This window comes from Thermococcus paralvinellae (genome assembly GCF_000517445.1).
GTDB classification, from domain to species: domain Archaea; phylum Methanobacteriota_B; class Thermococci; order Thermococcales; family Thermococcaceae; genus Thermococcus_B; species Thermococcus_B paralvinellae.
In genome coordinates, this window is sequence record NZ_CP006965.1 from 1520872 (window position 1) to 1543746 (window position 22875).

Sequence of the window (22875 nt, forward strand, 5' to 3'; positions counted from 1 at the left end):
ATAGGTTACAATCCCAAAGCTGCCAGAGCTCCGGGGGCCCAGAGCTTTAAGAATAGCAGACCAACGTAATAGCCCATATAGTTCGCTATTGCATATCCAATTGATGCCATTATGACACCCAAAGGAACGAGTTCCTCAACACCGTAGGCAGTTGCACATAATGGCGCTGTAACTCCACCACCAATGTTTGCGACACTTGCTATCGCAGCGGTTGCCCAGTCAACCTTTACTGCCCTTGCACCAAGGAGGACTATGACGAGGTGTATTGCGAGCATTATGAAGAATATCACCATGAGTATGAGAACTATGTGAGCAGCACCCGCAATCTTTGCAAAGTCTGTCTTCTGGGCAATGTAGACAAATATTGTCAGGTATAGGAAGTACATGCCTATGGGTCTCAACAAGGGCAAGTCTCTGACTTTCGTATATGCACCGACTATCAGCGCTATGGTTGTTGCAACGATGACTGTTGGCAACAGTGAGCCAACTTTGAGGCCAAAGATTCTCTTTGAGCCGAACCATGCCTCAAATGCAAATGCAAGCATGACTATTACCAAAGCTGACATGCCAATTATGAACAAATCCCTCTCCTTCAGCTTTGGTGGCAGTTTCTTCTCTCCAACCTCCGCCTTGTACTGCTCAGCTATTACCTTTGCATTGTATTCCGGCTTGATGAAGCTGTTTATTCTGTTTACAAGTGCTTCGCTACCACCAATGCTGAACATGAAAGTGATGTAAAGTGCATATGGTAGAACTCCAGCAAGAGTGTAGTAGGAGTAGAAGTCTCCACTCATTTTCAATGCAGAGACACCGACGGCAGCTGAGTTTTCGCTTCCACCAATCCAAGCTGCAATCTTTGCCGTTATTGCTTTTAATGCCTCAGCTTTTGTCGTTGGATCACCAAATATCGTTGCAACAAGGAATGCACCAACAAAACCAGCTACAACTGTTCCTAGGCTACCAATGAAGAACATTGCAAATGGTCTTCCTCCAATTGATTTCTTGATAGCTTTTAGATCTATCTCTAGCAGAAGGAACGTTATTGAGAGAGGAATACCAATCTCAACGAGTATTTTCTGCAGAGATAATGCCTTTTTACCAACAACAACATAATTTATACCAGCTTTGGTTAAGTTTGAAACAACAGGCTTAGCCAATCCAGCACTTGATGCTTTTGTAACAAAGTCAAGGTATATTGTTCTTGGGATTATATAACAGTTTGTTGAGAGTATTGCAAGAATTAATGCCCATGTAAAGGGCCCAGCTTTTTTCATCCACTTGACCCTTGGGGTGAGCCATAGGACTATTGCGAGCTCAAGGTTAATTATTGCGAAATAGCCAACGATTAAGAATACCTTTTGGGTCTTACCAAGGCTGCCCTTGAGCGATGCTTTTCCAAGCCACTCAAGCAGTGTAATCCCTGTAACATGGTGGATCAAAAGTCCACCAATATGCAAAATTGCCAATACCAAAAAGGCATAGGTAATAAGTTTCTGCTCGTTTATCTTCCCTTCCCCCAAGCTAATCACCTCCTAAAATGCAAATTATTGTTGAATAGTTGAACTATATAATCATTTTGATTGATATTAGCGTAAAATTTTATCGAATAAGTCTAAAATATTAACGTTAAAATTAATATTTGAGCCTTACAAAATGTATCATTATATCGGCAATTGTCTATACATTTAGTTCCAATTAACGTAAATATTAAATACAAAACAGACTATTCTTTTAAGGTGATACCATGGCAGAGGGTCAGCTCTATGAAATCTTTGGAGAAGTTATCTCTTCGAGGCATTTCTTGAAAGCATTCATAATAACTGCAACAGCAACATTCCTTATGTACTTTGCCGCTCCAACCATAGTAAAAGCACTCGGCAAGGAAGATTTCTTGAAGGCTTTGAGAGTAACTTTAAGCGCTTTGGGGGCTTTTGTGGGCTTCATAATCTCCAGCGCAATAATTGAGCCAAAAAGAATAGTGGAGGAGGAGTAAAAATGGATATTGGCATCTTACTGCTCCAGGCCACATTCTTAACAATTCTCTCAGTTCTCATGTACATCATAATTGGGATGATCCCTGGAACTGACGAAACTGCTACCATAGCGCCAATAACTTTGGCTCTTCTTGCGGCAGGTTTTGATCCGTTATTGGTTTTAGCCTGGTTCATGGGGACGATAGTTGCATTTAAAGCTGCAGATGCTGTTCCTACAGCCTTAGCGGCAATACCAGGTGGAGTTATGGCGGTCCCACAAGTTCCAGATGCATTAGTTGCAAGAAAATACGGTTATTCTGAGATAGTTTTGAGAAAAGGTATAACAGCAAGCGTGATTGGAACAGTTGTCGCTATAGTAATTGCTCTACCCCTATCATTCTACTTAACACCGTTGGGAGATCTGCTCAAAACACAGATGGGGCCCTTAAACTGGCCAGGATGGGTTTATATAATAGTTGCTGGAATAATTGTGCTTGCCGTAATGTCAAAAGCAAAAATCTTGGCATTACTTGCAATATTTCCATTTGCAATGCTTGTTCAAGGAATTAGAGCAGTTTATGGAAAACCAGTCTTCATAAGCATTTTCTTGGCAATCACAATTGGTCCAATACTCTATGAGCTTCTCACACTAATTTCTCCACACAATCACCACTTAAAGCGCGATAGCTATGCAAGAATAAAGCTTGTAAAAACCGACAAAATAACCCTAAACCCACTCCATCATTTGGACAAGCTTGAAGTTACATTATCTTCAATTTTTGCTGGAATAAGCAGCATCCTCTCAGCCTTCATGAGTCCAGTTGGATTAACAATCCTCTTTGGAGATCTCATAAAAGAGGCAGAAAAAGACGAGCTTAAAGGGTCTTTAAGGGCATATGCAGTTAGAGATGCAATAAAGAACGCCACTTACATAGGAGGAACACTCATTCCGCTGATAGCAATTGGAGTTCCAACTGGACCAATGTCCGCTGGTCCAGCGGCACCATTCTTTGCAAAGCTCGATGCCTTTAATGGACTAAGTCCAAGGGATGTGCTCCTACAGAGGTATTCAACCCCCACAATAATGCTGGTAATAGCCTATGTCACACTGTTAGCAGCACTGCTAACTTATGTAATCTTGATAAAATATTCAAAGCCACTAACTCGCTTTGTATTCAAAAAGATACCAGCTGAGGCCTTATACAGCACATTTTTAGCAATAGTCCTAGTTCTATCATACATGGAGGCCGGAATTGCCGGAATCTTTGGTTCAATACTTGTGGGGTTAATTTCAGCAACCTTTGCAAGGAACGGTGTTTCAATAGGTGTTTTATTCATGGTTCTAGTTGCAGCTCCATATTTGGTAGCCTTGCTCTGATTATTCTTTACATTTTAATTTTTCCACTCCAACCATTTTAGCTATCTGGTTCAACTCCTTCGAGACTTTCTTGTAAATTGGTATGCCAATCTTTAAGCGAGTTTCCTGAGTTAAGAAGCCTTTTTCTCCATAAATCCAAATCCCATCAAAATCCTTATGCCTCTCCGAACTTTTCAGTTCTTCAATATATTTATTTGGACTTTGTGGGTTAAACGCTTTGTGCTAATCAAAGTTTATAAAAGAGCAAAACTAAGTTTTGAGCATGAGAACAAAACTCATCCTGATAATCCCCATAACATTCCTGATTCTCTTCTTCTACCTTCCTCTCATCAGCATAATTCATGAAGGACTCTGGGACAATGGATTCACACTCAAATACCTCAAAGCTGTTTTATCCAATAGCTATCACAGAAGAATAATTTTCTTTACAATTGAACAGGCTTTAGCTTCAACCTTGCTCACTTTAGCTTTAGGTCTGCCTGGAGCTTATATTTTTGCAAAATACGACTTTCCAGGAAAGAGCTTTGTGAAGGCAATTCTCACTGTCCCCTTCGTGATGCCAAGCATAATGGTCGCTCTTGGTTTTATCCTGCTCTTTGGAAAGCAGGGCTTCTTTACACAGCTCATTGGAAGGGACTTAGGAATCCTCTACTCTTGGAAAGCCATTTTAATAGCCCATGCTTTTTACAACTTTCCAGTTGTCGTCAGAATGGTATCCTACCTTTGGCAGCGCATAAACCCCCATTATGAGGAGGTTGCAATGAGCCTTGGAGCTAAGGGATTCACGCTTTTTAGAAAAGTTACTTTGCCGATGCTTTTGCCCGGAATCTTCGCCTCCTCCATGCTCACGTTCATCTTCTGCTTCCTTAGCTTTTCAATTCCCCTTATTTTAGGAGGCTACAAGTACGCCACAATTGAAGTCGACATCTTTACCTCAATCATGACTCTGCTGGACTTCAAAATCGGCTCCGCCTTGGCTATAATCCAAATCATCCTAAGCTTTGCATTCATGTACATCTACATTAAAAGCCTCGACATGTATGCAAAAGCCGAAGAGCAGAGAATATTTAGAAAACCCCAACAGCTGACGTTGAGAGAGCTGGCGAGCTTAAAAGGCTTATTGATCGGAATTTACTCCCTGATTGTCTTTATTTTCATAATCTCACCTCTCTTAGCAGTCCTCTATGACTCCTTAATTTTCCAAGGAAAATTCAGTCTTGAGTGGTATAGGAGAGTATTCAGTGCAAAATACAACCCAATCTTTGGAGCTAACACTTTAATTGCAATCAAAAACTCGCTCCTTTTCGGGTTTTCATCTGTTCTGCTTTCAACAACAATCGCTTTAATCATAGCCTATGCCTTACATAGATGGCAGTTTAAAGGCAAAAACATCTTTGAGGCTTTGGTAATGCTCCCCCTTGGCTCTTCGGCCATAACTTTAGGTCTAGGCTATATAAGAACTTTCCACAAGCCCCCACTTGAGCTTTTGGGCACTTGGTACATCATCGTTTTTGCTCACACAATTATAGCTTATCCTTTCGTTTTAAGAGCAATCTCAGCTGTGCTGAAAAAGATAAAGCCAAACCTAAAAGAAGCAGCATTAAGCTTAGGAGCAAAAGAGTGGCAAGCATTTCTTAAAGTCGAGTTGCCTTTAGCTTTAGGAGGAATAATCGTTGGAGCAATTTTCGCCTTTGCAATGAGCATAGCAGAACTGGGAGCAACATATATGCTTTATCAACCTGAATATACGACGATAACCATAGCAGTCTATAGATTTTTGAGTGCAAGACAGTGGGGAAGTGCATCTGCTCTATCTGTCATTTTGATGATTGTCTCCGCAGTAAGCTTTATGATAATTGAGAGGATTGGTGAAGAGATATGGTGAGCGTTGAGCTTAGAGAAATCCTCAAGATACTTGGAGATTTCAGGCTTGAAATAGAAAGCTTAAAAGCTAAGGAAGGAGAATTTCTGACGCTTCTCGGCCCTTCTGGATGTGGAAAGACAACGACTCTTAGAATAATAGCAGGTTTTGAAAAACCAGACAGAGGCGAAGTTCTATTTAACAGCAAAGTCATGAATGAAATTCCACCATATGAGAGGAATATTGGGATAGTTTTCCAAGACTATGCACTCTTCCCACACATGACTGTTTTTAAGAACATTGCTTTTGGTTTAGAGCTTAGAAAGCTCCCAAGAGAAGAGATAGAGAAAAAAGTCCGCTGGGCCCTAAAGTTAGTCGGCTTGGAAGGATTCGAGAACCGCTATCCAGAGCAGCTCAGTGGAGGGCAACAGCAGAGGGTCGCACTTGCAAGGGCTCTGGTAATTGAGCCAGAAGTTCTGCTTTTGGATGAACCTCTCTCAAATCTTGATGCAAAGATTAGGGAGAGGCTGAGAGGGGAAATAAAGCGCATTCAAAAGGAGCTCAGCATAACGACGATTTATGTTACTCATGATCAAGAAGAAGCAATGGCAATAAGCGACAGAATTGCAGTAATGAATGATGGCAGAATTGAACAAGTTGGGAAGCCCTTGGAACTCTATTATACCCCAAAAACAGAGTTCGTTGCAAAGTTTTTAGGATTGTCAAATATCATTGAGCTTGAAGCTGAAAATGGAAAAGCTCGTCTCGGAAAGCTGTGCTTCAATGTTAGCAAAGATGGGAAAGTTAGGATATTCTTCAGGCCTGAAAGTGTTTACATAACTGAAGGAGATTTCGCTGAAATTGTTAGCTATGAACTATTGCCTGGAAGGATAAGATTGAGGCTTTCCATTGAAGGAAAAGAGATAATTGCCGAGCGCTTTTTAGACGAACTGCCCTTTAAAGTCGAAAATATGCCAAAAAAGGTTGGTGTGCAGGTAAAATCATTTGCTCTCCTTTAATTTTTAGATTTCATAACATTCACCCTCTAGCATATTATCCCTCTGCTCCATTGTTTAACATTTTTTTGTTGAAAAACTTTAAATATTATACAGATTTTTAACAAATTGATGCAAATTAATCGCTCAAGGTGATTTGGATGGACGCCGTTAGGGATGTAGAAATTGGAATGAGGAAGAACAAAAACTGGTTTGAGGAGTACTTTGATTTTGCATACCACAACACTGACCTTAGAACAGAGATTCTAGCTGGAATAACAACCTTCATGACCATGGCCTACATCCTCTTCGTTAATCCAGCGATTTTAAGCGATGCCATTGGTAAAGATGCTATTCCTTCACTGGTCACAGCAACAGCTCTCTCAGCTGGCCTGGCAACTATCCTCATGGGTTTATACGCAAAGAAGCCATTTGCATTGGCTCCGGGAATGGGACTCAATGCTTACTTCACCTACGGTGTTGTTCTCGGAATGGGTTACTCATGGCAAGTGGCTTTGGCTGCCGTTTTTGTGGAGGGTCTAATATTCATTGCACTAACCCTTACAAAAGTGAGAAGCGCTATTATACACGCAATTCCACTTTCACAGAAATATGCAATTGGTGCTGGAATTGGTCTGTTTCTGACAATCATTGGAATGCAAGAGGCTGGTTTTGTGGTTGACAGCCCAGCAACTCTTATAACTTTCGGCGCTCAGAACGTTGCAAAGCCAGAGTTCTGGTTAGCTTTGTTCGGCCTCTTTTTGGCAGCAGTCCTCATCTCAAGAGGCATCAAAGGGGCTTTGCTAATCTCAATCCTTACAACAACAGTAATTGGAATTGCTCTAGGCATAACACCAGCTCCCGATAAGTTATTTGCAATGCCAACACTCAGCCACACATTCCTCCAAATGGATTTGAAAGGTCTCTTAAGTGTTGGAGCCATTGGTGTTGTCTTTGCATTCTTCATGGTGGACTTCTTCGACACATTAGGTACGATTACTGGATTAAGTGCAAAAGCTGGCTTCCTGACAAAGGACGGAAAAGTCCCAGATGCTGAGAAGGTTTTGCTAACAGACGCAATAGGAACAACAGTTGGTGCTGTCTTGGGAACATCAACAGTCACAACATATATTGAGAGCGCCGCAGGTATAGAGGAGGGCGGAAGAACAGGAATGACAGCTCTAGTCACTGGAGCACTGTTCTTGATTGTTGGTCTCTTCATTTCCCCAATTGCAGGGGTTATTCCAGCCTACGCAACTGCTCCTGCATTGATCATAGTCGGCTATTATATGCTGAGCGCCATCAGAGGAGTTGACTTCAGTGATCCAACAGAAGCAATTCCAGCATTCATGGTCCTCGTTACAATCCCATTTACATACTCAATAGCGGATGGAATAGGCATGGGCTTCATAAGCTATGCAATTGTGAAAACATTAAGCGGAAGATACAAAGAAGTACACCCGCTGTTATACATCTTAGCTGGTGTGTTTGTCTTCTATTTCCTCTACCTCGGAGGCGTCCTTTGATTTCCTTTCTCCCTTTTCTATATGCTCCTTTATGAACTGCTTGATTACATAAGGACACTGCTCTTGAATGTACTTTGCAAATTCTCTGATTCTCTCTGCTGTAATCTCGTGGACATAGTGCTCGAATTGACAAGCATCTTCTTCAGCTATCTCTGGAGGAATGCCAAGAATGTTTATAAAAAACTCTGTTAGCAACAAATGCTTAGAATAAGTCTTTTCTGCAATTTCCTTTCCTCTTTCAGTTAGCAAAATTCTATCATACTTTTCATATTCAACTAAACCTTTCTCGCTGAGCTTTTTAAGAGCATCAACAACACTTGGAGGCCTTACCCTAAGCTTTTTGGCAATATCCTTAACTCTTATTACACCCTTTTTCTTATAAAGCAGATACATTGCCTCAAGATACTCTTCTTCTCTTTTGCTAATCTCCACCGAACTCACCTAAATTAGATTTACCTAAAGAATTTAAGTGCTTTTTGGTAACGCAGAGATTAAAAACTCCAAAGCAAAATTCTAAATGGTGGTGTGTATGAAAATTTATGAACCACTAATGCTGGCAATGCCTTTGGCAAAATGGATGGGCGAGTTTATAATTGAAAACAAAAAGCTCCCCACGGGAGACGATGTTAGAAAGTTCTTGAGAGAGAACAAGCTTGAGGAAATTTGTTTAGATGAAGGATTAGCTCTTCACAGGGGAAAATTCGTTCTAACATTAACTTTCCCGGCAAAAGAGCATATAATCGTTGATATAATTTCATCAAGCGGAGAGCTGAGCGATGCCCTTGAGGTAATAGCTTACCATGACAGAAAGCTTGAAGCTTATGTTATTGAAATCATTCCAGCGAATGAGCTTGAATTTGAAGGCAACATTGGGCTTGAACCTGTAATCATTGATGAAGAAAGTTTTGAGCTAAAGAGCTATCCCGTTCTTGGACATTTTGAGGAGGAAAAAGATGGAGTGTTTCTGGTTATTGACAATAAAACGTATCAGATATGGAAAGAGAACGGAAAACTTAATATCTGTCCAATATGCGGTGCTGAAGGATTAGCATGGAGAAAAAATGAAGCTTACTGTGATTCATGTGGATTTGGGATTAAAGTTGAGGGGGAAAGGCAATGAGCCAGCTCATAAAATCCATTCTCGTCAAGTATTCACACTTAGCTCACGAGAGAGGGTTAACTGTAGCTTTCGGTGGAAATCTGAGCATTCTCTTTAATGGAAAAATTTTCATAAAAGCTACTGGAGCTGTTATGGACACCATGACAGAGCAGCAAGTGGCAGTTATTGACCTAAATGGAAAGCAAATCTCAGCTGTTAAGCCTTCATCAGAATGGAGGCTTCACTTGTTTATTTACCGCGAAAGAGAAGATATCAAAGCAATAGCTCATCTTCATCCGCCATATTCCATCGTTGCTTCAACCATTTTGAAAGATGAACTTCCGATAATAACTCCAGAAGCGGAAATTTATCTCAAGAAAATCCCAATTGCAGAGTTTAAGCCAGCAGGAAGTGAAGAACTCGCAAGAGAGATTGCAAAATACGCCAAAAAGTATGATGCCGTTTTAATGGAGAGACACGGAATTGTTACAGTGGGAAAAAGTCTAAAAGAAGCATTCTACAAAGCAGAACTTGTCGAAGAAAGTGCAAAGCTGTGGTATTTAATAGAAGGCAAAAGTGAGCATAAAAAACAAAATTCACTGAATCTGCTCTAGAGCACCCAAAACCTCCCAGATTATAGTTCTTGTGTGGAGAGGCATGTTTGGATCTTCACTAATTTCCTCAAGAATTGCAATAGCGTCAGCTGCCCTAACAGCGGGCTCTTTACTTCTATCCATCAAGTGCTCAATTGCCTCCTCAGCGGCCCTTCTAATATTTCTTGGGACGATTGTGTCCTGAACAACTTGTTCCTTAAGAACTTGGATAATCTGGTTGATTCTCTCCTCGACATCGCTCATTTGCATCACCCCCTTTTACTAAGAATTGGTAACTAAAAATTTTCCAGTGGTATATTGCACTTTTGTAACTAAAAAGTTTTCGGTTACTATCAAAGCTCAACACCTTTCCTAGCTGTGATTCCTTTCTGGTAGGGATGCTTTATTTCCCTCATTTCAGTCACATAGTCTGCCAGCTCAAAGAGCTCTTCCGGACAATAACGACCCGTTAAAACAAGCTCAGTATTCGGAGCTTTGCTTTTTATCAGTTCCTTAACTTCCTCAACGTCAAGCATTCCAAAGCCGAGAGCAACACATATTTCATCCAAAATTACCAAATCCCACTCACCGCTTTTAACAACCTCCTTAGCCCTCTCTAAAGCTCTCCTTGCTGCCTGAATATCATCTTCTTCTGGCTTTCCATGAACAAATTTTGGCAGACCATAGGACTCAATTATATAACCACACTTCTCAGCCATGAAGTATTCTCCATAAACCTTTGGAGATTTCATGAACTGGATTATAATTACTCTCCCCCCATTGCCGAGCATTCTCAAAGCCAAACCCAAAGCCGCTGTGGTTTTTCCCTTCCCGTTGCCTGTGTATATGTGAACTAATCCAAGCTTTTTCTTCCAGCTTTCACTCATTTAAATCACCAAAGAGAGTTCACTTTGGAGTATTTATCCATTTTGTTGAGTTTCCTCAGAAACTAAACTAAAAAGAGAAGGGATTTATATCCCAACTTTCACTACCATCTTATCTTCTAAGTATCCTATATCCCTCCAGTTGCCATTATAGATGCAATAATGGAGTATATCAGGGGTGTAAGGAACAAAAGTTCCGTCCCTAGTAATTCCTGCAATCAAAATCATGAGCTTGCTTTTATTCCAAGGATTCCTCACAATTTCAAAAACTCCTACATCCTCAGAGAAATATGTCCTGTTAGTATATTCACTATAAAGCACATATTCTCCATTCTTTTTTATGAATCTAACTTTTAGGAGATCATTAACGTGTCTCGTAACGTTATTAGCTACCGGACCCCCAATCAAAATTAAGTAAGACTTTAGATCCTTCTCTGTAACGTTTATATCAGCCCTTACAGTTACGTTATAGCCCCTATGGGCGAGACTTCTCCAAATAAGCTCAGCAAGCTGCTTGTCATGTTCGTTGCCACTCCTATCAGGGTTTATTGTCCCATAAACTATAACAATCCTGCCGCTTTTTGAATGCTTCATAAAACTGTACACATAGTCCCCATTTTCAAGCTCATTTATCTTATCTCCAAAAGTCCTATTGTAAACACCTCTAATAACTTCAGCAAGCTCTGGCATGAAGTCTTCAAAAGTCTTATATCTATCCCTATTCTCACAATACCTAAGGTATGCATCATAGATATCGTGGATAAAGTAGAATCCTAATGCTCTCTGTTGGGCAAGAAATCTACGAGCAGAAAAATCTCCCTTCGTCATATTGATATAGTATGCCTCAAATGCTCTGACAAAAGTCTCATCCAACATAACTTTCCAATTACCATATGCCATTCTTCCCATTTTAGGCCAAACAGGTTCATAAAGAAGGGAATAGTTTTCAAACAAATCAAAATATCTCTCAACAGTAGGATTTACAAAAGAATGGGCAAACTCATGAACTAAAGCTCTGCAGAACTCTGGAGTGCTGTCATATATAATCCCACAAACTCCCAAGAGACCATAAACAATTTTTCCATCTGGAGTATCAAAATGAGACCCATAGCTGTGACCCCACTGGGAAAACTGAAGAACTATGCACCATTCTTTAACGTTCTCACCAAAAAATTGCTCCTCAGTTTTTGTTATATTTTCTAGATTTACCGAGCTTAAATAATTGCTAATTGCCCTCTCATAAAGAGATTTATGATTTTTGTAAAACTCCCAAAAATTACTCTCCTCTGCAAAATCTCTAACTGCCTCTGCAAGCTCATTTAAGAGAGTTACATTTCCACCAACCCTTGAAATTATATAATCGTCCCATGGCTTGGCTTTCTCAAATGTTTCCCTGTCCAAGAAAAGAGCAAAGTAAGGAATTGCATCATATGCCATTCCACTCTCAAAAGCTTTTTGAGCCAACTTTACAGCTCTGTGAAATCTATATTTTGAAAGACAGGCATTTATGTCTTCCAAGTACCTGTACCCCTGTTCATATCCAATAGGAAAACCTTGCATCTTTCCCCAATCTGTAAAGTAGAAAATTATCTCAACTAGCTCTACTCTCGGATCAACTTCAACAAAGATATTGGAAGTTACTTTTTGAGAAATCTCCCCCGCAATTACAAATGAATTCGATATTGTGGCAAAAATGAGCAACATCATAAGGAGTAATGTTCTTTTCATAATAGTTCACCATAATAGAAAACTTTCTATCAGAATTTAAGATTTACGAATAAATAAAGTTACCCGACAAAGCAAATGTTTTTACCATCCTAAAATGCACAAAATAATTAGGTGTTTACAATGAAAGCTCCAGACCTAGGAATTAAAATTGGATTTTATGAGCATGGAAAAAGGAACTCAATAACTGACGTTAAAGGCATTAAAGTTGGCCATGTAACTCTAATTAGGGGAGAAGGAAAGCTCATTCCTGGAAAAGGTCCAGTCAGAACAGGAGTTACGGTTATTCTACCACATGAAGGGAATATCTTCAAAGAGAAGCTCTTAGCAAATGTCTTTGTAATGAATGGCTATGCAAAGCCCGTAGGACTGACTCAAATTAGAGAACTTGGTACAATTGAGACTCCAATAGCTTTGACAAATACTTTAAGCGTTTATACTGTTGCTGATGCCTTAACAGACTTTATGCTTGAGCAGAATGAAGATATAGGAGTTACAACTGGTTCAGTTAATCCCGTCGTTTTAGAGTGCAACGATTCCTATTTGAACGACCTCAGAGGAAAGCACGTGAAAAAAGAGCATGTCTTTGAAGCAATAAAAAACGCAAGTAAAGATTTTGAAGAAGGCTCAGTAGGGGCAGGAACAGGAATGAGCTCATTTGAATTTAAAGGCGGAATAGGTTCTTCTTCAAGAGTCGTTGAGATTGAGGGTAAGAAATACACAGTGGGTGCTTTGGTTTTGAACAATTTTGGGAAGAGAGAGGATTTAACAATTGCCGGAGTTCCTGTCGGCTGGGAGCTTAAAGACTACCCCGGAAGAGGAAAGCCAAGCAAAGGGAGCATCATAATGATTCTCGCAACAGATGCTCCTCTGACAGCAAGGCAGCTCTACAGGTTGGCTAAGAGGGCTGTAGTCGGCTTAGCGAGGACTGGAGGCTACGCCTATCATGGAAGTGGTGATATAGCCCTAGCATTTTCAACAGCTCAAAGGATAAAGCACTATCAAAGAGAGGAGTTTGAAATAAAAATGCTCCCCGATGCAAGGCTCAACAGACTGTTTAAAGCAGCTGCTGAAGTAACTGAAGAAGCGATAATCAATTCTCTCCTCCAAGCAAAGACAATGACTGGAAGAGATAACCATATTCGCTATGCTCTTCCCCATGATAAGCTGATTGAAATTATGAAAAAGTACGGGAGATTAGAAAGGTGAACTTCATACTCTACGCAATCTCGGCTGCAGTGCTTATAGCAGTCCTCTATGCAACAAAAAAAGAAAAGAACTTTCAGAATTTACAAACAGAATTTTAAAGCTAGTATTCAAGCTTAATTAGACTTTTATCTGCTCATATTTCTTTTTCATCAAAATTGCATCCCCTTCAATATTGGGACTTTCACTTATAACGACACCCTTCACCTTGAACTCTTTCAGTACTTTAAGTAAGTCCTCCCACCTCAAATCGCTCTCCTGAAGGTTCAAATGATGCTTTTCTCCCTTCTCTGTATAGTGAATTCCACTTACATGGATGTGCATGTTGTCTAAAGCTTCTCGCCCGAGTTCATGTTCAATCAGGGCAAGCATTTCACGCCACTCTTCTGCTGTATTGAGCTTTCCTTTGTGTCTTGCATGTGCATGTGCAAAGTCTATAGCCGGCAATACCATCTCTACATCCTGACTCAGCCTTATCAGCTCTCTGAGCTCACCAAACTGAGTTGGCTTTCCTGTGAGTTCTGGCCTTATCCAAATCTTTATTCCTTTGTCTTGGAGTTGCCTGACAATATCCTTAATTTCATTTTTAATCTTTTCATACACCGTCTCCGGAGGTTGTTTGAGATAGTAACCAGCATGGAACACAACACTCCAACCTCCAGCTTCATGCAAACGTTCGGCACTTTGAATAATCCTCTTCTTGCTTGCCTCAACCTTGCTTTTCTCTGCAGCGTTGAGGTTTATGTAGTAGGGAGCATGAGCCGTTAAAAGAATATCGTGCTTCTGAGCAACATACTTTATCTTCTTCGCCAGTTCGGGGGAAATGTTCACTCCTCTCACAAACTCAAGTTCCATTGCATCCAGGCCAAGCTCTCTAACTCTTTGAATTCCAGTAATAGTTGAAGGTTTTGGTGTTGAGAGCGGAATCCCAGCTGTCCCAAACCTTAGTCTGTCTATCTTAATCTTCATCTCTCACCACCAATAGAAAATTAGGCTTTCCTAATTATAAATTTATGGTTTATCTATGCTCGTGTTTAGGATTTTCTCAAGTTTTGAAAGTGATTCGTCCAATTCTTTCTCAAGCTCAAGTAACTTCTCCTTTAACTTCCTAATCCTTGCTTCTTTCTCAAGAATACGCTTTCTAATCCTTTCAATTTCATTCTCAATTTCTTTCTTTTCTTGAAGAATCTCCTCTCTCTTATGCTCAAGTCCCTCTAACTTCTTCTTTCTCTCCTGAATTTCTCTAGATTTAGACTCCAAATTTTCAATAATCCAGTCTGCAGTTTGCTTATATTTCCCTTCCAGCTGTCCTCTAATTTTAATCAAAAAGCTTAAAAACTCTTCTGGATGCTCAATTCCATACGAACTGTCCTTTAAAATTTCATTAGCTGTTTTCTCACCTGTACGCATTCTCTTTATTGGTTTCTGGAGCTTTGAAATCTTCGAGCGGATTTCAATCTCATCTTTTGCAATCGAGGATTTGAGAGTTTTAATCTCAGATTCAATTTCTTCAAGTTCTTTGCTGAACTTCGCAGTTTTAAATTCCTTTTCTTTCTCTTTTAGCTCGGCTTTCAATGCCGATAAATCTCTTTCCTCCTTTTCAAGCTGCTTTTTAGTTACTTCAATGCTATTCAAAATAGAATCAAATTCAATTGAATCAATGCTGATTTCCGCTGTTCTCTTAATGTATTCTGTGTACTCCTCAGAAATTTCTTTTAGGATTTTGTTTATTGCATAAACTTCTTTTTCAAAGACTAGGAGGAGATACTTTCCGTGAGAAACATGGAACTTGGAGAGCTCAGGGAGAAACCTACCCAATTCATCAATGCTTTCAATTCTTTCAAGCGTTCTTCTCAATGTATCTACATAGCTCTTTCTTTCTCCCTCTACAACTTTCTTAATCCTGTCGTCGATCTTCTTGGGAATTTCTTTTCTTTCAAGCTTTTCAAGATTTTTCAAAATCTCACGTTTCTTTTTTAAAAATTTAGATGTATATTTTTCCTCAAGCTTCTTTCGTTCTTCTTCAACTTTCTTTTTTCTTTTCTCATACTCCTTCAACGCTTTCTCCAATTTCAATTTTCTCCCATCCTTTAACTTTCTCCCTAAGGTAAATTCCAATTAAAGTTCCGACAACAACATCAGCTATTGCCATCACGACTTTTTTGATAAAGAATTGGAGCAAATATGGAGATACTGTGGACATTGCATAAAGGGTCGTTAAGTCAATAGTAATCCACAAAGCTGGAAGTAAAAGCAAACCAGTGATGTAGTACCAAATGTGAGAGTCTTTTCTTAGATATGCCTGTAAAATTCTTCCTAAAACCATTACGCCTAATCCAGTGACAAATGGGGTCTTTAATATATTCAGATAGAGTAGGGCTGCGATTAATTGAGTACCAGGCAAACCACCAAGCTCTTCCATTGCTACATACTCCAAATTAAGGTACGCATTTATGGCACCTGCCACCATTATCAACAAACCTGCTATAATTGATATGAACTCAATAAAACCTTTTGTTATTGTTTCTTTCAGAGAGACACGTATCCTAAAGCCCTTCGTAAAGAAATAGAAACCAACTATGAAGAGAATTGTGCCTGTAACTGTTGCTGAAACAATTTGAATGCTCTGGGGATACTTAACTGAGATAAGCTTAGCTATTCCATACAGAAGTAGAATTAAGCCGGGAATTCCTAAGACCACTTTAGCAACTTCTGGATCGCTGAGAATTTCCCTCAGGTATCTATATATTATGTAATAAGTAGTCTCAATGCTCTCACTCTGCTTAACAACAATTCTACGTGAACTTATTATTGGGACTCTAGAGCTTAAAATTGGAAAAATCTGCTCATCTTCAGCCCCATCTGTGACGGGAATAACACCATCAGCAGGAAAGACCTTCAGAACTTCATCAAGCTGTTTACTTAATTCTAAATCACTCTTTACCCCAACGTCATGATGACCAGTAATGAGAGCAACCTCAACGTCCTCAAATTCACTGCTCTCTTTAAGCTCATCACGGAGCTTAACAGCAGCGTAAACAACGTTGGCATCGCTGTCCTCAGGGTCAGCTAAGCTGAGCTTGAGAGCAGCATCTATACATGCATCTCGCCCAATAACCGGTCCTTTTACCCCGGCCTTAACACCAAAATCATCATCTCTATCAATTGCCAAAACTAAAACCCTAATATTCAACCCTCCTGAGCTTTCTCTAACACTGACTTCACTTTATCTTCCATTTTAACCTTTTTATCTCTTCTGTCATCAATTCGAATTGTTGTTGAGACCCTTTTTGCCCCAAGCTTAAACATGAGCTCATGAGCCTCCTCAATTATTCTAAGACCTTCTGAAACTGTAGGAACTTCAATTATAGTCCCCATAGGTGTCAGTTGATACTTTACACCCTTCTTCTCTAAAAGCTTTACTACTTCAGCAACGTACTTGCTCAGACTAAGCTCTCCAAGGGGTACTATGACGAACTCTATGATTGCCATTTTCGACACCCAACTAAGTTAGGCTCGACAATTTTTTAAGCTTTGCGCAACACCTTAAAATACTCCAAAGACGTAAGAAAATGTGGTGAGGAATATGTACAAAATCAAAGATGAGTGGGGAGAGTTTCTAGTTAAGCTCGCAAGGAGAGCAATTGAAGAGTATTTAAAGAGTGGAAAAATTATTAAACCTCCAAAAGACACTCCAGAAGATCTTTGGGAAAAGATGGGAGTTTTTGTCACTCTCAATCGTTATGGTGTTCCAAAGCAGACGGCACTCAGGGGATGTATTGGATTTCCCTTGCCAATCTATCCCCTCGTTGAAGCTACAATAAAAGCGGCTATATATGCAGCTGTTGAAGACCCTCGCTTTCCTCCGGTAACTTTGGACGAGATGGACAACATAACAGTTGAAGTCAGTGTTTTAACTCCTCCCGAGTTAATTGAAGGGCCTCCAGAAGAAAGACCAAAGAAAATTAAAGTGGGACGAGATGGTTTGATAATTGAAAAGGGCATCTATTCAGGACTTTTGCTACCCCAAGTACCTATTGAATGGGGCTGGGATGAGGAAGAATTTTTAGCAGAAACCTGCTGGAAGGCTGGTCTGCCTCCAGACTGCTGGCTTGATCCAGATACAAAGGTTTACAAATTCACAGCGGAGATATTTGAGGAGGAATACCCAAGAGGTCCCGTGAAGAGGAAGCCATTAGTCCCTGAGGAGTAATTTGCGTTATTCTTTCTTCAATTTCGCAATGAAAAAGCTGTTGCAGTCGTGCAGATGAGTCCAAGCTCTGAAAACTTTATCTCCAATCTCTAAAAAGCCCCTTTCACCCCAGCTAAAGGGATAATTGACCAACTCAAAACCCACCTTGTTTATTGCATATTTAACGTTCTCTTCATTTTCATCAATTCTGATTGAGCAGGTTGAGTAAGTCATCTCCCCACCAACCCTTAGGTTGCGATAAGCATTCCTCAGCATCGCTTTCTGCACTTGGATAACCCTCTGGATTTTCTTCTCATCAAAGCGCCACTTCACCTCTGGGAACTGTCTGTAAGTGCCCGAACTTGAGCACGGAGCATCAAGGATAATTTTATCAAACTCCTCTTTATCCTTGAATTTCATCCCATCAGCATGAACAAGCTTAACATTTGTAACTCCCAGGATCTTCATCTTCTCACGCATTTTGTTGAGCCTTTCTAAAGAATAATCAACAGCTATTATCTCCCCCGTGTTTTCCATCAGGTGAGCAACATGGAATGTTTTGCTACCTGGAGCAGCTGCCAAATCCAAAATCTTCTCACCTTTTTCTGGGCTTAAAACATGAGCAACATAAGCTGAAGCTAAGTCTTGAATGACAAAGTAGCCTTGCTTGTACCATTCAAGCCTCGTAATTGGAGTCTTGTATTCTAAAATCTTGAGAACGTCATCAACTGGAGTTCTAGCAACCCTAACATTGTGCTCCTGCAAATAATCAGCTAAGCTATCAATATCAGTCTTGAGAGGATTCACCCTCACATAGTAGCGCTGAGCTCTGTTATTGCTCAACATCAGTCTTACTGCATCTTCATAGCCAAGCAACTCAATTGCATATTCAACGTACCATCTTGGATGGGAGAACTTAACACTTAAATACTCAATCCTGTCCTTCTCTTTCAGCTTTTTCAAAGCTTTTTCGAGATTAAAATTCTCCACTTCTCTAAGCAAAGCATTCACAAACTTAGCCTTTGCCAAATCATACTTCTCCTTAACAGCCCTAACAACGGAATCAGTAGCAATGGCAGGATTAACTCCCTTGAACTTCATTTCAAAAACGCCGATTCTGATTAAATTGGCCAAATAAAGATCCAAATCCTCAATTTTTGAGCCTTTGAGAACAGAGTTCACTATGAAGTCAATTTTCTTTCTCCATTTTTCAATTTCAAATACATAAGCATGAGCCAGTCCGCGGGCTTTTTCCCTATCTCTTCCGCTAACTCGCTTAAAAACCCTCTCAAGAGCATTTTTTGAAGAGAGCTCACGCTCATCAATTAATGTTAGTATGTCAGCTATGAGCTCGTGAAGAGTTATGCGATAAAACAGCTCCATGCTCTTAGCTTCGATGGAGAGTTTAAAAATTTGGTGGAAAATTTTATCTAAAATGGGCATGTATTTTTAAAAGGGTGAAATTATGATTCTCGATACTGACTACATCACGAAAGATGGAAAGCCAATAATCAGAATTTTCAAGAAGGAAAATGGTGAGTTTAAAATAGAGCTTGATAGGGACTTCCAGCCTTACATTTACGCTCTTCTTGAAGATGATGAGGCTATTGAAGAGGTTAAAAAGATAACAACAAAGAGAGGAAATAAAATTGTCAGAGTTTTGAAAGCTGAAAAAGTTCAGAAGAAATTTTTGGGAAGACCAATAGAGGCGTGGAAACTAATTTTTGAGCATCCACAAGACGTTCCAGCGATTAGAGAAAAAATAAGGGAGCATCCAAAAGTAATCGACATTTTTGAGTATGACATTCCTTTTGCAAAGCGCTATCTCATTGATAAGGGCTTAATCCCGATGGAAGGAGAGGAAGAACTTAAACTTCTTGCCTTCGATATAGAAACATTTTACCACGAAGGAGAGCAGTTTGGAGAAGGGGAAATAATAATGATTAGCTATGCTGACGAGAACGAAGCAAAAGTAATTACTTGGAAAAAGATTGATCTGCCATATGTCGAGGTTGTTTCCAGCGAGAGGGAGATGATAAAGCGCTTTATTCAAATTATCAGAGAGAAAGATCCAGATGTTCTCATAACTTATAACGGAGACAACTTTGATCTGCCGTATTTAATCAAGAGGGCCCAGAAATTAGGACTGAGACTGTTCATTTCAAGGGATAAGGAACATCCAGAACCAAAAATACAGAGAATGGGTGACAGGTTCGCTGTTGAAATCAAGGGAAGAATACACTTCGACCTCTTTCCAGTTGTAAGGAGAACAATAAACTTGCCAACATACACCCTAGAGGCAGTGTATGAAGCAGTCTTAGGAAAGAAGAAAACCAAACTTGAGGCTGCTGAGATAACTGCAATCTGGGAAAGCGAGGAAGGAATGAAAGAGCTTGCAAAATACTCAATGGAAGATGCTAAAGCAACCTATGAACTGGGTAAAGAGTTTTTCCCAATGGAAGCAGAGTTAGCGAGGTTAATCGGGCAAAGTGTTTGGGATGTTTCCCGTTCGAGCACAGGCAACTTGGTTGAGTGGTTTTTACTCAGGATTGCCTATCAGAGAAACGAACTTGCTCCGAACAAGCCAAGTGACGAGGAGTATCAGAGAAGATTGAGGACAACATATCTCGGGGGCTACGTTAAAGAGCCTGAAAGAGGACTATGGGGAAACATCGTATATTTAGATTTCAAAGCTCTATACCCCTCAATCATAGTTACACATAACGTTTCGCCTGATACCCTCCAAAGAGAAGGTTGTAAAAACTATGATGTTGCTCCGATTGTTGGGTATAAGTTCTGCAAAGATTTCAAAGGCTTCATACCATCTATCCTTGAAGAGCTCATCGAAACAAGAACAAAGATAAAGAAGGAGATGAAAGCTACAATTGATCCAGTAAAAAAGAAGATGCTTGATTACAGACAGAAGGCAGTGAAGCTTTTAGCAAACAGCATACTTCCAAATGAATGGATTTTTGTACTTGAAAACGGTCACCCAAGATTCCTCCCCATTGGGGAGCTTGTCGACAGGAGGATGGAAGCCAATTCCGAAAAAGTAAAGATAGTCGATGGAAGTGAAGTTCTCGAAGTTTCAAGCCTCTGGACAATCTCATTTGATAGGAGTTCCAAAAAAGCCCGTCTCTCAAAGATTAAAGCGATGATAAGACACAGGTACAAAGGAAAGGCATACAAGATAACGCTCAGCTCAGGAAGGAGCATCAAGATAACTCAAGGACACAGTCTATTTACGGTTAAAGGAAGTGAAATCAGGGAGGTAACTGGAGATGAACTTAAAGAGGGGGATGTGATCATCATTCCTAAGAGGTTCAAGGTCAATGGGAGAGAGATGTTCGTAATTCTGCCTCGTTTATTTGCTTTGCTTCCATCCGAAGATACGGAAGATATAATTCTCACAATTCCTGCCAAAGGCAGAAAGAACTTCTTCAGAGGAATGCTCAGAGCTTTGAGGTGGATTTTTGGTGAAGAAGAAAAAAGGATTAGAACGTTCAATCGCTATCTGTTTCACCTTGAAGAACTTGGCTTCGTAACGATTAAGCCGAGAGGATTCGAAGTAATTAACTGGGAAGGATTAAAGAAGTACAAAAGGTTATATGAAATACTGAACCAGAAAGCAAAATACAACGGCAATAAGGGTGAGTACTTCATAAGATTCAACGATTTGAGAGATGTCATTGAAGAGTTCCCGCTTGAAGAGCTTGCTGAATGGAAGATTGGAACTTTAAACGGCTTCCGAATGAAGAGTATAGTAAAACTTGACAAGCACTTTGCAAGATTTTTGGGATACTACGTGAGTGAAGGATCAGCAAGGATGCAAAGAAACCAGAGAGGAGGATTCAGCTATACCGTGAGACTCTACAACGAAAATGAAGAAATTCTGAGGGATATGGAACACGTCTCTAAAGTTCTCTTTGGTGAAGTCAAGAAGACTGAGAAATATGTGGAGATTTCAAAGAAAGTCGTGTACTTAATTGTCAAAGCTATGTGCGGAATTGGTGCAGAAAATAAGAGAATACCAGAGCCAATCTTCCTTGCACCAGAAGAGCTAAGATGGGAGTTCTTGCATGCGTATTTCCTTGGTGACGGAGATGTCCATCCAAGCAAAAGACTAAGGCTGTCCACAAAAAGTGAGCTCTTAGCCAATCAGCTTGTGTTTCTCCTCAACAGTCTTGGAATTTCATCAATAAAGCTCGGTTTTGACAGCGGAGTTTACAGAATTTACATCAATGAAGACCTGCCATTCCTGAGAACTGGAAGACAGAAAAACAGCTATTACTCAAACCTAATTCCAAAAGAAGTTTTGGAGGCAGTGTTTGGAAAGAGATTTCAGAAGAACATGAGCTTTGCAAAATTCAAGGAGTTAGTTGAAAAAGGAGAACTTGATTGGGAGAAAGCAAGGCTTATAGAGTGGCTCATTGAGGGTGATCTAGCATTAGATAGGGTAGAAAGTGTTGAGGAATTCCCCTATGAGGGATACGTCTACGATTTGAGTGTCGAAGAGGATGAAAACTTTTTAGCAGGTTTTGGCTGGCTCTATGCCCACAACAGCTTCTACGGTTATATGGGCTATCCAAAGGCAAGATGGTATTCAAAAGAGTGTGCTGAGAGCGTAACGGCATGGGGAAGAACATACATAGAAATGACGATTAAAGAAATAGAAGAAAAATTCGGGTTTAAAGTTCTATATGCAGACACAGATGGTTTATACGCCACAATACCTGGCACCAATGCCGAAACTATCAAAAAGAAGGCTAAAGAATTCTTAAAATACATCAACTCTAAACTCCCTGGATTGCTAGAGCTTGAGTATGAAGGATTTTACGTGAGAGGATTCTTCGTTACAAAGAAGAGGTATGCGCTGATAGACGAAGAAGGTAAGATAATCACAAGGGGACTCGAGGTTGTGAGAAGGGACTGGAGCGAGATAGCAAAGGAAACCCAAGCCAAAGTTTTAGAGGCAATTCTGAAGGATGGTAGTATTGAGAAAGCTGTTGAAATAGTCAAGAAGGTGGTCGAGGATTTAGCAAAATACAAAGTTCCGCTTGAAAAGCTCGTGATACACGAGCAGATAACAAAAAGTTTAGATGAATATAAAGCCACTGGACCACATGTGGCAGTTGCAAAGAGGCTCAAAGCCAGAGGGGTTAAAGTGAGACCAGGAATGATAATCAGCTATATAATCCTCAAGGGAGACAAAAAGATAAGCGAAAGAGCCATTCTGCTGAGTGAGTACGATCCAAAGAAGCACAAGTACGACCCAGATTATTACATCGAACACCAAGTTCTGCCAGCAGTTTTGAGGATTTTGGAAGCTTTCGGATATAGGAAGGAGGATTTAAGATATCAGAAGACTAAGCAGCTTGGATTGGGAGCTTGGCTGAATGTTAAGAAATGAGGTGATTCAATGAAGGAGGATGAGCAGAGAAAA

At 40.1% G+C, this 22875-nt stretch carries 20 protein-coding genes; 10 read left to right on the top strand and 10 right to left on the bottom strand.

Translation table 11 applies throughout. From position 1 onward, the window contains the following. Positions 1–5: 5 nt before the first annotated feature. Entirely contained in the window at positions 6–1520 is a 1515-nt protein-coding gene (locus tag TES1_RS08455) for a DUF819 family protein (RefSeq protein WP_042681895.1), read from the bottom strand. A 224-nt stretch (positions 1521–1744) separates the two neighbouring features. Here TES1_RS08455 and TES1_RS08460 point away from each other — a divergent pair, with 224 nt between their 5' ends. The 5 genes from TES1_RS08460 (at position 1745) to TES1_RS08480 (ending at position 7733) form a co-directional block, all read left to right on the top strand. Further along, positions 1745–1993 (top strand): hypothetical protein, encoded by a 249-nt coding sequence (locus TES1_RS08460; RefSeq protein WP_042681897.1) that lies wholly within the window; start codon positions 1745–1747, stop codon positions 1991–1993. Positions 1994–1995: 2 nt separating this feature from the next. Further along, the gene (locus tag TES1_RS08465; RefSeq protein WP_051408208.1) at positions 1996–3351 is read left to right on the top strand and encodes a tripartite tricarboxylate transporter permease; all 1356 of its coding nucleotides are present in this window, start codon (positions 1996–1998) and stop codon (positions 3349–3351) included. A gap of 262 nt (positions 3352–3613) precedes the next feature. After that, complete coding sequence (locus tag TES1_RS08470; RefSeq protein ID WP_042681899.1) at positions 3614–5236, top strand: ABC transporter permease; 1623 nt, start codon at positions 3614–3616, stop codon at positions 5234–5236. Further along, positions 5230–6231, top strand: coding sequence for an ABC transporter ATP-binding protein (locus TES1_RS08475; protein WP_042681901.1), 1002 nt, complete (start codon positions 5230–5232; stop codon positions 6229–6231). The genes TES1_RS08470 and TES1_RS08475 overlap by 7 nt, the downstream gene beginning before the upstream one ends. Positions 6232–6368: 137 nt before the next feature. After that, positions 6369–7733, top strand: a complete 1365-nt coding sequence (locus tag TES1_RS08480; protein ID WP_173391298.1) for an NCS2 family permease — start codon at positions 6369–6371, stop codon at positions 7731–7733. Here TES1_RS08480 and TES1_RS08485 read toward each other — a convergent pair. After that, positions 7683–8165 carry a metal-dependent transcriptional regulator gene (locus tag TES1_RS08485; RefSeq protein WP_042681903.1) on the bottom strand — a complete coding sequence of 161 codons (483 nt, stop codon included), beginning with the start codon at positions 8163–8165 and terminating at the stop codon, positions 7683–7685. The genes TES1_RS08480 and TES1_RS08485 overlap by 51 nt on opposite strands. Positions 8166–8262: 97 nt before the next feature. On the opposite strand from TES1_RS08485, the gene TES1_RS08490 reads away from it, so the two are divergent. Both TES1_RS08490 and TES1_RS08495 read left to right on the top strand, forming a co-directional pair. Beyond that, on the top strand, positions 8263–8853 hold the full coding sequence (locus TES1_RS08490; RefSeq protein WP_042681905.1) for a membrane protein: 591 nt from the start codon (positions 8263–8265) through the stop codon (positions 8851–8853). Further along, entirely contained in the window at positions 8850–9446 is a 597-nt protein-coding gene (locus tag TES1_RS08495; protein WP_042681907.1) for an aldolase, read from the top strand. The genes TES1_RS08490 and TES1_RS08495 overlap by 4 nt, the downstream gene beginning before the upstream one ends. On the opposite strand, the gene TES1_RS08500 is transcribed toward TES1_RS08495, so the two are convergent. The 3 genes from TES1_RS08500 to TES1_RS08510 all read right to left on the bottom strand — a co-directional run bounded on the left by TES1_RS08500 (position 9429) and on the right by TES1_RS08510 (position 12037). Beyond that, entirely contained in the window at positions 9429–9689 is a 261-nt protein-coding gene (locus TES1_RS08500) for a UPF0147 family protein (RefSeq protein ID WP_013467885.1), read from the bottom strand. The genes TES1_RS08495 and TES1_RS08500 overlap by 18 nt on opposite strands. A gap of 89 nt (positions 9690–9778) precedes the next feature. After that, entirely contained in the window at positions 9779–10312 is a 534-nt protein-coding gene (gene cobO, locus TES1_RS08505) for a cob(I)yrinic acid a,c-diamide adenosyltransferase (protein ID WP_042681911.1), read from the bottom strand. Between the two features lie 84 nt (positions 10313–10396). Beyond that, positions 10397–12037, bottom strand: a complete 1641-nt coding sequence (locus TES1_RS08510; RefSeq protein WP_042681913.1) for a DUF4932 domain-containing protein — start codon at positions 12035–12037, stop codon at positions 10397–10399. Between the two features lie 120 nt (positions 12038–12157). Between TES1_RS08510 and TES1_RS08515 the strand changes: the two genes are divergently transcribed. Next, positions 12158–13243 carry a DmpA family aminopeptidase gene (locus tag TES1_RS08515; RefSeq protein WP_042681914.1) on the top strand — a complete coding sequence of 362 codons (1086 nt, stop codon included), beginning with the start codon at positions 12158–12160 and terminating at the stop codon, positions 13241–13243. 117 nt (positions 13244–13360) lie between these two features. Here the strand turns inward: TES1_RS08515 and TES1_RS08520 are convergent, their stop codons facing one another. Genes TES1_RS08520 through TES1_RS08535 form a run of 4 tightly spaced genes read right to left on the bottom strand, consistent with a single transcriptional unit; the run spans position 13361 to position 16732 of the window. Continuing rightward, on the bottom strand, positions 13361–14209 hold the full coding sequence (locus TES1_RS08520) for a deoxyribonuclease IV (RefSeq protein ID WP_042681916.1): 849 nt from the start codon (positions 14207–14209) through the stop codon (positions 13361–13363). A 42-nt stretch (positions 14210–14251) separates the two neighbouring features. Then, positions 14252–15316 carry a hypothetical protein gene (locus TES1_RS08525; RefSeq protein WP_042681918.1) on the bottom strand — a complete coding sequence of 355 codons (1065 nt, stop codon included), beginning with the start codon at positions 15314–15316 and terminating at the stop codon, positions 14252–14254. Further along, on the bottom strand, positions 15285–16412 hold the full coding sequence (locus TES1_RS08530; protein ID WP_084340066.1) for a DUF373 family protein: 1128 nt from the start codon (positions 16410–16412) through the stop codon (positions 15285–15287). Before TES1_RS08530 ends, TES1_RS08525 begins: the two co-directional genes overlap by 32 nt. A gap of 17 nt (positions 16413–16429) precedes the next feature. Then, entirely contained in the window at positions 16430–16732 is a 303-nt protein-coding gene (locus TES1_RS08535) for an MTH1187 family thiamine-binding protein (RefSeq protein WP_042681921.1), read from the bottom strand. A gap of 94 nt (positions 16733–16826) precedes the next feature. Between TES1_RS08535 and TES1_RS08540 the strand changes: the two genes are divergently transcribed. Then, positions 16827–17453, top strand: coding sequence for a TIGR00296 family protein (locus TES1_RS08540; protein WP_042681923.1), 627 nt, complete (start codon positions 16827–16829; stop codon positions 17451–17453). 6 nt (positions 17454–17459) lie between these two features. On the opposite strand, the gene TES1_RS08545 is transcribed toward TES1_RS08540, so the two are convergent. Then, positions 17460–18815, bottom strand: coding sequence for an RsmB/NOP family class I SAM-dependent RNA methyltransferase (locus tag TES1_RS08545; RefSeq protein WP_042681925.1), 1356 nt, complete (start codon positions 18813–18815; stop codon positions 17460–17462). Positions 18816–18897: 82 nt separating this feature from the next. Between TES1_RS08545 and TES1_RS08550 the strand changes: the two genes are divergently transcribed. Then, positions 18898–22842 (top strand): DNA polymerase domain-containing protein, encoded by a 3945-nt coding sequence (locus tag TES1_RS08550; RefSeq protein ID WP_042681927.1) that lies wholly within the window; start codon positions 18898–18900, stop codon positions 22840–22842. Positions 22843–22875 lie beyond the last annotated feature (33 nt).